This window comes from Brevibacterium otitidis (genome assembly GCF_042429315.1).
Lineage (GTDB): Bacteria > Actinomycetota > Actinomycetes > Actinomycetales > Brevibacteriaceae > Brevibacterium > Brevibacterium otitidis.
In genome coordinates this window covers 1-14655 of record NZ_JBHMAU010000035.1, presented here as the reverse complement: position 1 = coordinate 14655, position 14655 = coordinate 1, and the positions used below count along the sequence as shown (strand labels likewise).

Annotated in this window: 13 protein-coding genes; 12 read left to right on the top strand and 1 reads right to left on the bottom strand. The window is 67.6% G+C overall.

Annotated features, from left to right (window positions below; genetic code table 11):
* Nucleotides 1-265: 265 nt before the first annotated feature.
* The 9 genes from ACFFN1_RS04740 to ACFFN1_RS04700 all read left to right on the top strand — a co-directional run bounded on the left by ACFFN1_RS04740 (nucleotide 266) and on the right by ACFFN1_RS04700 (nucleotide 9830).
* A complete protein-coding gene (locus tag ACFFN1_RS04740) occupies nucleotides 266-1495 on the top strand; it encodes an FAD-dependent oxidoreductase (RefSeq protein ID WP_376839089.1) in 1230 nt (409 codons plus the stop codon).
* 93 nt (nucleotides 1496-1588) lie between these two features.
* Nucleotides 1589-2437 (top strand): ABC transporter permease, encoded by an 849-nt coding sequence (locus tag ACFFN1_RS04735; RefSeq protein WP_376839087.1) that lies wholly within the window; start codon nucleotides 1589-1591, stop codon nucleotides 2435-2437.
* The gene (locus ACFFN1_RS04730; protein WP_376839085.1) at nucleotides 2421-3200 is read left to right on the top strand and encodes an ABC transporter ATP-binding protein; all 780 of its coding nucleotides are present in this window, start codon (nucleotides 2421-2423) and stop codon (nucleotides 3198-3200) included. The genes ACFFN1_RS04735 and ACFFN1_RS04730 overlap by 17 nt, the downstream gene beginning before the upstream one ends.
* Before the next feature lie 2 nt (nucleotides 3201-3202).
* Nucleotides 3203-4270, top strand: a complete 1068-nt coding sequence (locus ACFFN1_RS04725; RefSeq protein WP_376839091.1) for a glycosyltransferase family 2 protein — start codon at nucleotides 3203-3205, stop codon at nucleotides 4268-4270.
* Nucleotides 4267-5100: a hypothetical protein gene (locus ACFFN1_RS04720; RefSeq protein WP_376839084.1), complete on the top strand. Its 834-nt coding sequence runs from the start codon at nucleotides 4267-4269 to the stop codon at nucleotides 5098-5100. Before ACFFN1_RS04725 ends, ACFFN1_RS04720 begins: the two co-directional genes overlap by 4 nt.
* An 18-nt stretch (nucleotides 5101-5118) precedes the next feature.
* A complete protein-coding gene (locus ACFFN1_RS04715; RefSeq protein WP_376839082.1) occupies nucleotides 5119-5586 on the top strand; it encodes a DUF3151 domain-containing protein in 468 nt (155 codons plus the stop codon).
* A gap of 83 nt (nucleotides 5587-5669) precedes the next feature.
* Complete coding sequence (locus ACFFN1_RS04710) at nucleotides 5670-6956, top strand: adenylosuccinate synthase (RefSeq protein ID WP_376839080.1); 1287 nt, start codon at nucleotides 5670-5672, stop codon at nucleotides 6954-6956.
* 56 nt (nucleotides 6957-7012) lie between these two features.
* On the top strand, nucleotides 7013-8368 hold the full coding sequence (locus ACFFN1_RS04705) for an MFS transporter (protein WP_376839078.1): 1356 nt from the start codon (nucleotides 7013-7015) through the stop codon (nucleotides 8366-8368).
* Nucleotides 8361-9830, top strand: a complete 1470-nt coding sequence (locus tag ACFFN1_RS04700; RefSeq protein WP_376839076.1) for a pyridoxal phosphate-dependent decarboxylase family protein — start codon at nucleotides 8361-8363, stop codon at nucleotides 9828-9830. The genes ACFFN1_RS04705 and ACFFN1_RS04700 overlap by 8 nt, the downstream gene beginning before the upstream one ends.
* A 14-nt stretch (nucleotides 9831-9844) precedes the next feature.
* Here ACFFN1_RS04700 and ACFFN1_RS04695 read toward each other — a convergent pair whose 3' ends face one another.
* Nucleotides 9845-11041 (bottom strand): cobalamin-independent methionine synthase II family protein, encoded by a 1197-nt coding sequence (locus ACFFN1_RS04695; protein ID WP_376839074.1) that lies wholly within the window; start codon nucleotides 11039-11041, stop codon nucleotides 9845-9847.
* Between the two features lie 290 nt (nucleotides 11042-11331).
* Between ACFFN1_RS04695 and ACFFN1_RS04690 the strand changes: the two genes are divergently transcribed.
* From ACFFN1_RS04690 to ACFFN1_RS04680, 3 genes are all read left to right on the top strand, one after another.
* Nucleotides 11332-12321, top strand: coding sequence for an ABC transporter substrate-binding protein (locus ACFFN1_RS04690; RefSeq protein WP_376839072.1), 990 nt, complete (start codon nucleotides 11332-11334; stop codon nucleotides 12319-12321).
* A 121-nt stretch (nucleotides 12322-12442) separates the two neighbouring features.
* Nucleotides 12443-13396: an ABC transporter permease gene (locus ACFFN1_RS04685; protein WP_376839070.1), complete on the top strand. Its 954-nt coding sequence runs from the start codon at nucleotides 12443-12445 to the stop codon at nucleotides 13394-13396.
* Nucleotides 13397-13398: 2 nt separating this feature from the next.
* Complete coding sequence (locus ACFFN1_RS04680; RefSeq protein ID WP_376839069.1) at nucleotides 13399-14190, top strand: ABC transporter ATP-binding protein; 792 nt, start codon at nucleotides 13399-13401, stop codon at nucleotides 14188-14190.
* Nucleotides 14191-14655: the final 465 nt, after the last annotated feature.

Below are 14655 nucleotides of genomic sequence, written 5' to 3'. Positions count from 1 at the left end.
CGGCCACACCACCGATGTCGGGCCACCGGACCAGCCGATCGGACAAGCCCACGCACAACACCTCCTCACACTCACCCGAACCTAAGAAACACCACCACCGCCGCCGTCGCCCGGCACCGCGGCTGGCTGGTGATGTTTCCCGACCCGCGCTGCCTACACCCCCACGGTGCAGAGACAGACCGTTCTTACACAACTTCATAGCGGAGGCCCCACCTGATTCCAAGGCAGGATGACTGCAGCTGGGATCGGTGAGACGATGAAACGCATGGAGACTCTTGCCATTGTCGGAGCCGGCTTAGCCGGAACCGAATGTGCCAGTGCATATGTAGGCGCCGGCGGAACAGCAGACGTTGTCCTCATCGATTCGCGGCCTGAGCCGACAGAGTTGCCGCCGCTTTCGAAGACCCTCTTCGCCGAGCAGCTCAACCTTGTCCCACTCCAGCTGGCGGGCAGCGTCCGGCTGGTGGAGGGAACCGTGGCTGAGGTCGCAGCCGATGGGCGGAGCCTACGGCTGGCAGACGGTCAGCGCCTCGAGTGCGATTCTCTTGTCGTCGCGACCGGGCTGCAGGCACGACGTCCGCATACCGAACTGCCCGGCGGGCCGGTGCACACGATCCGCACGTCCGCTGATGCCGAGGCGATCCGCGCAGCTGTCACCCCCGGTGCAGACATCGGCGTTCTCGGCTCGGGATACCTCGCCCTGGAAGCTGCGCGCGGAGCAGCAGACGCCGGCCACAGCGCCACTGTGTATCTCCGCGGAGATCGTCCGCTCATCGGGCGGCACCACGAATCGATCGGCCGCGCGCTCATGGAGCGGCACGCCGAGGCGGGAGTCCAGTTCGTGCTCGAGGCCGACCCGAGTGACTACGCCGCTCACGACCTCTGGATTGCAGCCGTCGGCGGGTCACCGCTGACAGAGTGGCTGCCCGAATCCTGGGACCGAAGCGGCAGCGGGCACCTCAGCGTCACCGGCGGCATGCAGGTGACAAGCAGCCGGCAGCCAGTCAGCGGAGTCTGGGCCATCGGCGATCTGGCACAGCTGTCGACCGGGCCGTTCGCCGGTGCCGGACCGATGGAATCCGAAGCCGCCGCGTCATCACAGGGAGCATGGCTGGGGGAGCAGCTGGCGGCAGGTGCCCCAGCAGAATCTGAATGGATCGATGTCCCGTGGCACTGGAGCTTCCAGGGATCCGAACGTGTCTTCGCCGCCGGCCGAGTCACGGATACCGAGGCGGCGCTCGTGAGCGGAGATACCTCATCCGGTCGGTTCCAGGTGCTGCACTTCCATGAGGACGTGCTCTGCGGAGCCGAAACCCTCAACCAGCCGCCAGCTCACAACGCGGCACGCAAGCTGCTGGCGCGCCCAGCAGCAGATCGCCCCACGCTGTCCGATGTCGCTGACGTCACCGGCATCACCGAAGCAGCAGAGACTCCTCCCGGCGCGGCAGCGACAGCGTTCGATCTGCGGGCATGGGAGCGCCGCCTGCGCAACTGAGCGGCCAGCCTCGTACACTGCATAGAGCGGGGCTGATTACAATGTGTCTGTTCCGCACCGATCCTGTAACCGACGAAGGGCGTTCTGCGCACCATGAGCATGCCTGAGATGGCGGCGAAGTACTCACTCGACAGAGTTGGTGCCCGCCCGCCGCTGACCCACTACCTGAAAGAGGTATGGCGGCGGCGCGACTTCATCTTCAGCCTCGCGAAGTTCCGTATCCAAAGCGAAAACGAGCGCAACCGCCTCGGAATGCTGTGGGTGCTGCTGCGGCCGATCTTCTCTGCACTCATCTACGGCCTCGTCTTCGGCCTCGTGCTCGGGGACATGCGGCCTAAGGGATTCGTCCCCTACGTCATCATCGGCGTCTTCCTGCTGGAGTTCTTCAACTCCTCGATGAACGGCGGCGCCAAGTCGATCATCAGCAACTCCGCACTTGTGCAGTCCCTGCCGTTCCCGCGCCTCGTCCTGCCGGTCTCGACCGTCCTGCAGAACCTGCTCAACTTCGTGCCGACCCTGGCGCTCATGATCATCCTGACGATGCTGTGGGGTGCCAGGCCGGAGTTCAGCTGGTTCCTGCTCATCCCCCTCGTGCTGATCTTCTGGGTCTTCAACCAAGGCGTAGCCCTCATCTTCGCCCGCCTGACCGTCCACCTGCGCGACCTCAGCCAGCTCGTGCCCTACATCTCCCGCATGATCTTCTACACCTCCGGCGTCTTCTTCGACCCGGCGACGGTCCTCGACAAGTACCCGGCCATTGCGGCCGTCTACGACTGGCATCCGCTTTACGAGGTGCTCGCCATCGCCCGCGGCATCCTGCTGCCGGAGTACGAGATCCCCGTCGACTTCTGGTGGAAGCACGCCATCTGGGCCGTTGTCATCCTGTGCATCGGCATCGTCTTCTTCTGGAAAGCTGAGGAGCGATATGGCCGAGACGATTGAGCACCGCACCTACGACGGCAGCCGTCCCGAAGACGGCCAGCCCGTCGTCATCGTCGACGACCTCTACGTCGACTTCAAGACCCTGGCCACCGGCAAGCGCCTGACCCCCAGCGCCACCCGCGGACTCCTCCAGCGCGGCCGCGAACTGCGCACCGTCCACGCGCTCAAGGGCATCACCTTCACTGCCTATGCCAACGAATCCATCGGCATCATCGGCACCAACGGCTCCGGCAAGTCGACGCTCATGCGCACGATCACCGGGCTCACCCCGCCCACCAAGGGAGCCGTCTACGCGAAGTCGAGGCCCAACCTCCTCGGCGTCGGTGCCGCACTCATGAGCGACCTGTCCGGCTCGCGCAACATCATCCTCGGCGGACTCGCGATGGGGATGAGCCGCGCGGAGATCAACGCGAAGTACGACGAGATCGTCAAGTTCACCGGGCTTGAGGACTTCATCGACATGCCGATGCGCACCTACTCCTCCGGTATGAGCGCCCGCCTGAAGTTCGCCATCGCCACCGCCAAGGAACACGAGATCCTCATCGTCGACGAGGCCCTGTCCGTCGGCGACAAGCAGTTCCAGAAGCGCTCCGAGGCCCGCATCCGCGACATCCGCGAACGTGCCGGCACCGTCTTCCTCGTCTCCCACTCGATGCGCTCGATCCGCGACACCTGCAACCGCACCATCTGGATCGAGAAGGGCGAGCTGCTCGCCGACGGTGACACCGACGACGTCGTCGACGAATACGAGCGGTACAAGTGACCATCAGCCTCGCCCCGGAGACCCTGCCCGCACTCCCGGCCACCCCCGGCGTGTCCTACATCATGCCGGTGCTCAACGAAGCCGAACACCTCGCCGCGGCAGTCCGCACGATCCTCGCGCAGGACTACGCCGGGCCCAAGGAGGTCGTGCTCGCGCTCGGCCCGTCGACCGACGAGACCACGGCCATCGCCACCGAGCTCGCCGCCACCGACGCGCGCATCCGTCTCGTCCACAACCCGCAGGGCGACACCCCCACGAGCCTCAACCTCGCGGTCGCGGCCACCAGCCAGCCGGTCATCATCCGCGTCGACGCGCACTCCGAGCTCACCACCGACTACACCGCCACCGGCATCACCGTGCTGCGCGAGACCGGGGCCGCCAACTGCGGTGGGCTCATGCTCGCCCGCGGCCGCACCCCGCTGCAGAAGGCCGTCGCCCGCGCCTACACCTCGCGCATCGGCCTCGGCGGACCGGCCTACCACGCCGGTGACGAAGCCCAGGACGCCGAATCCGCCTACCTCGGCATCTACCGCCGGGAGGTCTTCGACCGCCTCGGCAGCTTCGACGCGAGCCTGCGCCGCGGCCAGGACTGGGAGCTCAACCTCCGGATCCGCGAAGCTGGCGGCCGCGTCCGCTTCGACCCCCGCCTCCAGGTCACCTACTGGCCGCGCTCCACCTTCCGCAAGGTCGCCCAGCAGTTCTATGCCACCGGCACGTGGCGCGCCGAGATCGTCCGCCGCTACGGCGCGAAGAACTCCCTGCGCTACTTCGCGCCCCCGCTGCTCGTGCTCGGAACGGCAGTCGCGGGCCTCTGCGCCGCCGCCGAGGTCTCAGGCACCATGCGCCGGCTGCCGGCACCTGTCCGTGTGCTCGGGCGGGCGAGCTACGGACCCGTCGCAGCCTACGCGGCAGGGATCCTCGCCGTGGCCGCCGCTGCCCGGGACTGCGCGCCCGGCGAGCGGGCATGGTTCGCCGCGATCGTGCCGACCATGCACCTGAGCTGGGGCGCTGGATTCCTGCGCGGCACCATCACCGGAGCGGAGAAGACGATCGACCGGAGCCGCTCATGACGAAGACCCCCGAAAGCTGGACACCGGTTCCCGAACAGCCTGAGCGCAAGAACTCGCCGATGGTGCTCCTCGCCCTCGGTGTCGCAGTGGTCGGTGTGCTCGGCCTCGTGACCTTTAGCATGCTCAGCCCCGCGAAGTCCCTGACCGTCGCAAGCCTCAACAGCCCCGTCGTCGCCGCGGTGCAGGGCGGTTCGGCGCTCTACCCGGCCAACTCGAAGGAGGCGCTGGCCGAGGACGTGAAGTTCGGCTATCTGCCGGCCGTCGACCTCGCCCGCACCGCCGACGGCACCCTCGTGCTCGCCGATCCGGAGGCCGAGCCAAAGGCGCTCGGGCTGCAGCAGCCGGTCGCCGAGACCGACGACGCGACCTTCGCCGAAGCCGAGATCGCGCCGGCCCCCGACTCCGAACGCGGCGGCACGACACTGACGTGGGCGGAGGCGCTGGAGGCCTTCAGCAGCGCGACCGTCCTCATGCCCGCCGTCGAGGCCGACACCATCGGCGAGGTCATCACCACCGCCGAGGAGGCCGGCCGCAGCGACGGCGTCATCGTCCGCAGCGACGATCCTGCTGTTCTCAAGCAGGCCGGAGATGCCGGAGTGACGGCGCTGTTCGACGGCGAGGCCGCGGGCCCCGATGCCGTCGACGCGCCGATGGCCGCCGTGCCGGCCGATGCTGAGAACCTGCAGGACTGGTTCGACAGCGATGTGCAGATCTGGGTCACCGGCGTCGAGACCGAAGCCCAGCTCAACGAGCTCGCCGCCGCCGGAGCCTACGGTGCCTTCGCTGCCAACCCGTTCAGCATCCAGCCCTCAGCCGTCAAGACCGACTGAACCCCGCCAGGAGGAGTCATGAACCAGCCGCTCGGAAACCCCTCGCACATCGGCAACCTCTCCGCCGACCAGATCGGCCCGCAGCCCACCTTCCTGCCGGCAGACCACCCCGACGCCGAGGCGCGGGCCCGGATGGCAGCCGGAGACGAAGCCGCCGATGTCGCCCGCGATCTGCCTGCCAGTAGCCTCGCCTGGGCGGTGCTCGCCGACGAAGCCTATGACGAAGGGCGCACCGTCGACTCCTACGCCTACGCCCGCGTCGGCTACCACCGCGGCCTCGACGCCCTGCGCCAGGCCGGCTGGCGGGGCGCCGGTCCGATCCCGTACTCCCATGAGATGAACCGCGGATTCCTCCGCGCCCTCTACGCCCTCGGCCGGGCCGCCGCGACCATTGGCGAAGGTGAGGAGGCGCAGCGCATTGAACGGTTCCTGCGCGAATCCGACCCCGCAGCAGCCGACCTCATCGCCTCCTCCGACAGCCTGTGACGAGAGGGTCCTGCTCGCCCGGTGTGACCAGGGGCTCACGTAGACTGGCTGAGTAACGGCAGTCAAGCAAGGAGAACTCCTCGATGCCAGCACTCGTTGTCGTCGGCGCCCAGTGGGGCGACGAAGGTAAAGGGAAGACCACCGACATCCTCGGCACCCGTGTCGACTATGTCGTCAAGCCCAACGGCGGCAACAACGCCGGTCATACCGTCGTCGTCGGCGGGGAGAAGTACGAACTCAAGCTGCTGCCGGCCGGCATCCTCTCGCCGAACGTCACCCCGGTCATCGGCAACGGCGTTGTCGTCAACCTCGAAGCCCTCTTCGAGGAGATCGAGATGCTCGAATCCCGGGGCGCCGACACCTCGGCGCTGCGGATCTCAGCCAACGCCCACGTCGTCGCCCCCTACCACCAGACGATGGACAAGGTCACCGAGCGGTTCCTCGGCAAGCGCGCGATCGGCACCACCGGCCGCGGCATCGGCCCGGCCTATGCCGACAAGGTCTCGCGCATCGGCATCCGCATCCAGGACCTGTTCGACGAGTCGATCCTGCGGCAGAAGGTCGAGGGCGCGCTGCGGCAGAAGAACGAACTGCTGCTCAAGGTCTACAACCGCCGCGCCGTCGAGGTCGAGGAGACCGTCGAGTACTTCCTGCAGTACGCCGAACGGCTGCGCCCCATGGTGTGCGACACCTCGCTGCTGCTGGGCGAGGCGCTCGACGCCGGTGAGGTCGTCGTGATGGAAGGCGGGCAGGCGACGATGCTCGACGTCGACCACGGCACCTACCCGTTCGTCACCTCCTCGAACCCGAGCGCCGGCGGCGCCGTCATCGGAGCCGGTATCGGACCGACCCGCATCACCCGCGTCATCGGCATCGTCAAGGCCTACACCACCCGTGTGGGCGCCGGACCGTTCCCCACCGAGCTGTTCGACGACATGGGCATCCGCCTGCAGCAGACCGGCGGCGAATACGGCGTCAACACCGGCCGGCCGCGCCGCTGCGGCTGGTACGACGCCGTCATCGCCCGCTACGCCGCCCGCGTCAACGGCTTCACCGACTACGTGCTCACCAAACTCGACGTGCTCACCGGCATCAAGGAGATCCCGGTGTGCGTGGCCTACGAGATCGACGGAGTGCGCCACGACGAGATGCCGGCCAGCCAGTCCGACTTCCACCACGCCACGCCGATCTACGAGACCTTCCCCGGCTGGGACGAGGACATCTCGGTCGCCCGCAGCTTCGAGGACCTGCCGGAGAACGCCCAGAACTACGTGCTCGCACTCGAGCAGCTCTCCGGCTGCCGCATGTCGGTCATCGGCGTGGGCCCGGACCGCGAGCAGTCGATCGTCCGCCACGAACTGCTCGACTGACGCGACTGAACACATCCGCGACGAGGGGACCCTCCCAACCCTCGTACGATATGGCTATGGCTGGACGAAGAGGACCGAGCCTGCCCCGCTCGACTGTGGTCCGCTACGCTCTCGGATCGCTGGGCACGGGCGGTTTCGCAACGCTGCCCGGCCTCGTGCTGGTCTACTACCTGACAGACACGCTCGGTGTTGCAGCACTCATCGCCGGTGCGGCGGTGACGGGCGCGAAGATCTGGGATGTCGTCATCGACCCGGTGATCGGCGGGCTGAGCGACCGGGCGTATGCCAAGCGCGGCAGCAGACGCGGGCCCATGCTCATCGGCATCATCGGACTGCCGATCTTCTTCATCGCCACTTTCGCCGTGCCCGCCGGGCTCCCGCCGGCAGCCGCAGCACTGTGGGTGCTCATCGCCTTCATCCTCGCGTCCACGTGCTTCTCCCTCTTCCAGGTGCCCTACATCGCGCTGCCCGCCGAGCTCACCGGCAGCTACTTCGCCCGCACACACCTGCTGACCTGGCGCGTGGTGGTGCTCACCGCCGCGATCCTCATCTTCGGCGGCGGCGGCCCGGAGATCCGCGGACTCGCAGGCGACCCACACCTCGGCTACCTCCTCATGGCACTGTGCGCCGGAGTGCTGCTGCTCGCCGGAACGTGGGCGGCGCTGACGATCGTGCCGCAGCATCCCGCTCCCGAGGCGCCGGCCGCCTCCGCCGCCCGGGTGCCGCTTTTCGACGACTACCGCAGCGGCTGGCAGGTGCTGCGCGACAGCCAGCCCTTCCGCGCACTGCTGGCGACCTTCGTCATCCAGGGCCTGACGACAGGGCTCATGCTCGCGGCTGCACAGTTCGTCGCACGCTGGCTCCTCCACGACGAAGGGGCCGTCACGATCCTATTCGTGTGCCTCATCGCGCCGGCGCTGCTCGTGGCTCCGGTCTGGAAGGCCGTGGCCGGGCGGGTGGGCAAAGAGCGCGCCTTCGTCATCGCCAGCGTCCTCTTCCTCACAGCCAATGTCTCCTCCATTCCGCTCATCTGGCTGCCCGGCTACTGGATCATCGGGCCGATCGTGCTCGCCGGTGCAGCCTATGCCGGCATGCAGACCCTGCCGATGGCGATGCTGCCGGACGTCATCACCGTCGATGCGCGCACCCGCGGCGACCGTGCGGGTGCCTTCGGCGGTGTCTGGACGGCAGGGGAGACCGCCGGCATGGCGCTCGGCTCGACCCTGCTGACGCTCGTGCTCGCGGCAGCCGGATACGTGTCCTCCACCGCAGAGGCGACCGCGATGCAGCCGCCCGCGGCGCTCACCGGGATCGCCTGCTCCTTCTCCGTCATCCCGGCGCTGCTCATGGTGCTGAGCCTCGTGACGCTCTCGCGCTACCGCCTCACCCAAGCCGAGGTCGAAGATGACTGAGCACAGCAGCCTCGACGCGCGTGCGCAGGAGATCCTCGCCCGGCTGCAGCGGATGCGGCAGGCGGATGCGCCCACCCACGGCGGCCGCGTGCTGTCCTATGTCTACGACCCGGGCAATGCGCAGCTCGATGCGCTCGCAGCCCAAGCGATGGAGGCGGCACGACCGCTCAACGGGCTCGACCCGACCACCTTCCCGTCCATCGCGGCGATGGAGGGCGAGCTCGTGCGCTTCGCCACCCGCATCATGCACGGCAGACCCCGACACGTGTTCGGCACCGTGACGAGCGGCGGGACGGAATCATGCCTGCTGGCGGTGAAGACCGCGCGCGACCTGTGGCGGGAGGCGAATCCGCGCTCGCGTGCGCGGCCGCGGCTCGTGACCCTGTCGACCGTGCATGCGGCGTTCCAGAAAGCCGCACGGCTGTTCGACCTCGCATGGGACCCCGTGCCGGTGCAGGCCGACGGCAGCGCCCGAGCCGAAGACGTCCTCGCGCATCTCGGAACGGATGTGGCGCTCGTCGTCCTCTCCGCCCCCGCCTATCCGACCGGCGCCATCGACCCGATCGCCCAGGTCGCCCCGCACACCCGGGCACGCGGGATCTCACTGCACGTCGATGCGTGCTTCGGCGGCCTGGCGCTGCCATGGTGGGACGGCGCGCCCGCATGGGACTTCGCAGTGCCGGGGGTCACAAGCATGTCCGCGGACTTCCACAAGTTCGGCTACGCGCCCAAAGGCGTGTCGGTGCTGCTGCACCGCGGTCGGGCCCGGCACCGCAGGCAGTTCTTCGCCACCACCTCCTGGCCGGCGTATCCGGTGGTCAACCCGACTCTGCTGGGATCGAAATCGGCCTCGCCCTTGGCTGCGGCATGGGCGGTCGTCGAATACCTCGGCGCAAGCGGCTACGCGCAGGCGGTGGCCTCATGCCGGCGCTCGGCCTACGCGCTCGCCGCAGCGGCCGAGCGGATCGAGGGGCTGCGCCTCTGGGGCGAGCCGACCGGACCGGCGCTCGCGCTCATCGCCGATGACAGCGTCCCCGCCTACCGGCGCGTCGACCCGCACCGCTGGGCCGATGCCGTCGCGGCAGCCGGTTTCCATCTGCAGCACCAGCCCGGCTCGGTGCAGGCCGACGGCACGCGGCTGCCGCGCAGCGTGCACCTGACGATCACCCCGGTGACGGAGTCGGTGCTCCCGGAGCTGCTGGCGGCGCTGGAGCAGGCTGCCGACACAGTGCGCGGCAGACGCCCGCACGATGCCGCTGTGCTCGGGCGTGTGGCCGGCGCACTGTATCCCGGTGGCCGAGCGCCGAGCCCGCGCACATGCGGAGTGCTGCTCAAGCTCGCCGGTGTGGGCGGGGGAGTGCCTGGGAAGATGGCTCCCCTCATGGCGCTCATCGAAGCACTGCCGGCCGCCATCGCCGAAGCACTCCTGACCGAGCTGCTCGCCCGCACCAGCGAAGAATAGAGGACGTCGGGGCCTCAGCCGAGGCGCCGGCTGGCGATCTCCGCCCCCTGAACGAGCGCCTCGAGCTTGGCGAGGGCGATCTCCGGATGGATGCGACCGCCCAGACCGCAGTCGGTCGAGGCGATGACGTTCTCCGGGCCGACGAGGCGGGCGAAGCGCTCGATGCGGTCGGCGACGAGCTCCGGGTGCTCAACGACATTCGTCGCGTGGGAGACGATGCCGGGGATGATGTGCTTGCCCTCCGGCAGCCGCGTTTCCTCCCAGATCCGCCATTCGTGCTCATGGCGGACGTTCGCGGCCTCAAAGGTGATGCCGGCGGCATTGATCGACAGCACGAGGTCGACGATCTGCGCAAACGGCAGATCGGTGACATGCGGGCCGTGCCAGGAGCCCCAACAGGTGTGGAAGCGCACCTGCTGCGGGTCGATGCCGCGCAGCGCATAGTTGAGCGCCTCGACCCGGATCTGTGTGAAGGCCCGATAGTCCGCATAGCTGGGCTCGGGATTGATCTGATCGAAGTTCTCCGCGATCGAGGGATCATCGATCTGCACGATGAGGCCGGCCTCGGTGATCGCCAGGTACTCCTCGCGCAGCACATCGGCGAAGGCCCAGATGAGCTCCTCTTCCGTCGCATAGTGCTCATTGGCGATCCGCGCCGCCGAACCCGGCGACAGGGAGTTGAGGAACCCGCGGGAGACGTCATATCCGGCCTGCTCCAGACCCACCGTGACATTGCGGATATCGCGGGCGACCTGCTCCTGGCCGATATAGCTGATCGGACCGGTGACCGTCGGGAAGTCCGGCTGCTCACCGGTGTCGGCACCGCCGGCCGCATCGGAGTAGACACCGGGGAACAGCTGTCGGTCGCGGCGATCCCCGAAACTCGTGAGCCGCACCTCGCCCGGCGCTGAGCGCACCGCCGGCTGCTCCCACAGCCCGAGGCCGGACAGCGACAGCCCGCCTGTGCGGGCGAAGGAATAGTGCCACCAGGCCCCATAGTCGACATCGGCGGCCATCGCATGACCGTACTCGCCGTCATTCGGTTCGGAGATGCCGAGGGCGCGCTGCCGGGCGACGACGTCGACGACGCTCTCGTGCAGCAGCGTCTCGAACGCCTCGGGCGCGGCGCCCTCCCGGCGGGTGCGATTGGCGGCGATGAGCGCCTCGGTGCGCGGCAGGGAACCGGCATGGCTGGTGCGGATCGTGGTCATCGGAAGGTCCTCCTCGGCTGGTGATCGAAGTGATGTCGAGCTCAGTTGAGCACAGCCGGCCGGTGATCCATGCGCGGTTCGTCATATGACGACGCACACGCCTGCTGTCCGCCGAGAGTGGGCCGTTTCAGTCAAGTGTCCGTAACGAATCGGCCGTGGGGGCCACCTGTCTGAAAATGTCCGAAGTCTGTGTGAGATAGTTAACAGGTCATGCTCAGCTTGGGTTAAGTTGAGCTCGTTGAGCGGCCGCGCACAGAGGGGTGCGCGGCCCTCTCGCAGAGGAGGAAGACATGCGGATCAAGCGCATGGCCGTTGGCTTCACGGCAGCATCGGCGGCACTGGTTCTGGCGGCCTGTGGCGGCAGCGGCGGCGACGGAGGTGACGGCGGCGGGGACGGCGAGTCCTACAAGGTCGGCATCACCCAGATCGTCCAGCACCCAGCGCTCGACGCCGCAGCAGAGGGCTTCAAGAAGGGTATGGAGGACGCCGGCGTCGACGTCGAGTACGACGAGCAGAACGCCCAGGGCGACCAGTCCAACGCGACCTCGATCGCCCAGAACTTCGCCTCCCAGGACCTCGACCTCGTGCTGGCGATCGCCACCCCGACCGCCCAGGCCGCAGCCCAGGCGATCTCGGATAAGCCCATCGTCTTCACCGCGGTCACCGATCCGGTCGAGGCGCAGCTCGTCGACAGCCTGGAGAAGCCCGGCGGCAACGTCACCGGCACCACCGACCTCAACCCGGTCGCCGAGCAGCTCGAGCTGGTCAAGAAGATCAACCCCGACGCCACGTCCGTCGGCATCGTCTACAGCTCCGGTGAGGTCAACTCCGAAGTCCAGGTCCAGATGGCCAAGGAAGCCGCAGAGGAGCAAGGCATCGAGATCAAGGAAGCCACCGTCTCGAACTCCGGTGAGGTCTCGCAGGCCGCCGACTCCCTCGGCGACGTCGACGCCTACTATGTGCCCACCGACAACACCGTCGTCTCCGCGATCTCGACGATGGTCCAGGCCGCAGAGAAGAACGAGGCACTGCTCATCGGCTCCGAGGCCGGCCAGGTCGAAGAGGGCGCGGCAGCGACCTACGGCATCGACTACGAGGCCCTCGGCAAGCAGACCGCTGACATGGCGCTCAAGATCCTCCAGGACGGCGAGGATCCGGCGAACATGGCTGTCGAGCAGCAGTCGGAGTACCAGCTGGTCATCAACCCCGAAGCTGCCAAGCGGATGGGCGTTGAGATGGACCAGGAATTCATCGACTCGGCTGACACCGTCGTCGAATGACCGTGCCCATGCGCTGACAGGCGCGTAGGCTGACAGTGCGGGCTGCGGCGAACGGTGCTTCCCCTTCGGACACTCCCGTTCGCTGCAGTCCGCCTCACGACTCGGAGAATCTCACCACACTATGATCGGCGCACTCGAACTCGGCATCATCTACGGCGTCATGGCGCTCGGGGTGTACCTGACGTTCAAAGTCCTCAACTTCCCTGACCTCACCGTCGACGGCAGCTTCACCACCGGAGCGGCCACCGCAGCGGCTCTCATCATCGCCGGGGTCAACCCGATCGTCGCCACCGTCGCCGCCGGCGGGGCCGGCGTGCTCGCCGGCATCATCACCGGGCTGCTGCACACCAAGGGCGGAATCGACGGGCTGCTCGCCGGCATCCTCACGATGATCGCCCTGTGGTCGGTCAACCTCAGGATCATGGGCAAGGCGAACCTGCCGCTTTTGAGAGAGACGACGATCATGACGCCGCTCAAAGAGGAGCGGATCATGGGCACCTGGATGTCGGTGGCGGCCTTCCTGCTCGCCGTGCTGGTGCTCAAGTTCGTCGTCGACTGGTTCCTCACCACGAACCTCGGCCTGGCGATCCAGGCGACCGGCAACAACAAGGAGATGATCCGCTCCCTCGGCGTCAACACCGACAACACGACGATCCTCACCCTTGCCCTGTCCAACGGGCTCGTCGCCGCCTGCGGTGCGATCATCGCCCAGTACCAGGGCTTCGCCGACATCGCGATGGGTGTCGGCCTCATCCTCGTCGGACTCGCCTCGGTCATCGTCGGCCAGGCGCTGCTGGGCTCACGCACGATCGTCATCGCCAGCTTCGCGGCGATCCTCGGCTCGGTCATCTACCGGCTCATCATCTTCTATGCGATGCGCTACGGCCTCAACCCCAACGACATGAAGGCCGTCACCGCGATCCTCGTCGTCGCAGCCCTGCTGCTGCCGCGCTGGGGTCTGCTCAAGAAGATCCCATCCCTGCGCGGGCGCGGCAACCGCGCGCCGGGCCAGTTGGCGCCGGACACACAGCCGGCACCGGTCGCAACACCCGCCACCACGGCAGAGGGGAGCTGAGCATGCTGAGCATCGAGAACATCTCCAAGACCTTCTTCCCCGGCACGGTCAACGAGCGCCGGGCCCTGCAGGGCCTGTCCCTGCACTTGGACGAAGGCGACTTCGTCACCGTCATCGGCTCCAACGGTGCAGGCAAGTCGACGCTGCTCAACACGATCTCCGGGCGGCTGCCGGTCGATGCCGGGACCATCACCATCGACAACGTCAAGGTCAACCGGATGAAGGAGTACTCCCGCGCCCGCTACGTCGGCCGGGTGTTCCAGGACCCGATGGCCGGCACCGCGCCCGACCTCACCATCGAGCAGAACCTCTCACTGGCCCTCAACCGGGGACGCCGGCGCGGGCTGGGGCGGGGCCTGACGAAAGCCCGCAGGGAGGCCTTCGCAGAAGAGCTCACCAGCCTCGACCTCGGACTCGAGAAGCGGCTGAAGGCGAAAGTCGGGCTGCTCTCAGGTGGTCAGCGGCAGGCGCTGTCGCTGCTCATGGCCGGCTTCACCGAGCCGCGCATCCTGCTGCTCGATGAGCACACCGCCGCCCTCGACCCCTCGCGGGCGGAGCTGGTGACCAAGCTGACCGAGCGGATCGTCACTCAGGGCAACCTCACCACCCTCATGGTCACCCACAACATGGAGCAGGCGCTCGCCCTGGGCAACCGGATCATCATGATGCACGAAGGCGACATCATCTACGAAGCCGACGCCGCCACCAAGGAGAAGCTGACGGTCAAGGACCTGCTCGGCGAATTCGCCAAGGTCAAGGGCGCACAGCTTGACGACCGCGCGCTGCTGACCTGAGTNCAGCGGATGGGGCGTCGACCAGGGTCACAGTGACGCGTCCGTGGCCGGTCGGGATGACGCCGCATCCGGGGCAGCCGGTCAGCGGGTCGCAGGCCTCGATGTCGAGGACGACGGCGGTGTCGGTGACCTCGGCGTGGATGAGGTGGAAGTCAGGCAATCCGAGCAGGACGTCACACCTGGCACAGCGATCCAGAGCAACAGCGCAAGGGCACGTAGAATTAGGCATTGTCGAGGTCCTTGAGATCAGCGGGGGTTAAAGTGGCTCTTCGTAATTGAGGGTGTGGATCAGTGATTCCAGGACACGGCGTGGCGCTGCCCGGATAGACGTCGAGGTCTTCCGATGATGGAAGTTCGCACAGGGCTTGTCAACTTGAGTGTGTATGGGGCGGTTTTCACAGGTAGGGTTCCATGCGGTCGGGGAAGGCCACAGCGAGCTGGGCCAGGGCTTGTTTCCAGTTCGTG

What these genes read in the sequence shown, in the direction of transcription:
- ACFFN1_RS04740 (WP_376839089.1), top strand. Translation starts at nt 266, where the DNA reads ATGGAGACTCTTGCCATTGTCGGAGCCGGCTTAGCCGGAACCGAATGT.
- ACFFN1_RS04735 (WP_376839087.1), top strand. Translation starts at nt 1,589, where the DNA reads ATGAGCATGCCTGAGATGGCGGCGAAGTACTCACTCGACAGAGTTGGT.
- ACFFN1_RS04730 (WP_376839085.1), top strand. Translation starts at nt 2,421, where the DNA reads ATGGCCGAGACGATTGAGCACCGCACCTACGACGGCAGCCGTCCCGAA.
- ACFFN1_RS04720 (WP_376839084.1), top strand. Translation starts at nt 4,267, where the DNA reads ATGACGAAGACCCCCGAAAGCTGGACACCGGTTCCCGAACAGCCTGAG.
- ACFFN1_RS04715 (WP_376839082.1), top strand. Translation starts at nt 5,119, where the DNA reads ATGAACCAGCCGCTCGGAAACCCCTCGCACATCGGCAACCTCTCCGCC.
- ACFFN1_RS04710 (WP_376839080.1), top strand. Translation starts at nt 5,670, where the DNA reads ATGCCAGCACTCGTTGTCGTCGGCGCCCAGTGGGGCGACGAAGGTAAA.
- ACFFN1_RS04705 (WP_376839078.1), top strand. Translation starts at nt 7,013, where the DNA reads ATGGCTGGACGAAGAGGACCGAGCCTGCCCCGCTCGACTGTGGTCCGC.
- ACFFN1_RS04700 (WP_376839076.1), top strand. Translation starts at nt 8,361, where the DNA reads ATGACTGAGCACAGCAGCCTCGACGCGCGTGCGCAGGAGATCCTCGCC.
- ACFFN1_RS04695 (WP_376839074.1), bottom strand. Translation starts at nt 11,041, where the DNA reads ATGACCACGATCCGCACCAGCCATGCCGGTTCCCTGCCGCGCACCGAG.
- ACFFN1_RS04690 (WP_376839072.1), top strand. Translation starts at nt 11,332, where the DNA reads ATGCGGATCAAGCGCATGGCCGTTGGCTTCACGGCAGCATCGGCGGCA.
- ACFFN1_RS04685 (WP_376839070.1), top strand. Translation starts at nt 12,443, where the DNA reads ATGATCGGCGCACTCGAACTCGGCATCATCTACGGCGTCATGGCGCTC.
- ACFFN1_RS04680 (WP_376839069.1), top strand. Translation starts at nt 13,399, where the DNA reads ATGCTGAGCATCGAGAACATCTCCAAGACCTTCTTCCCCGGCACGGTC.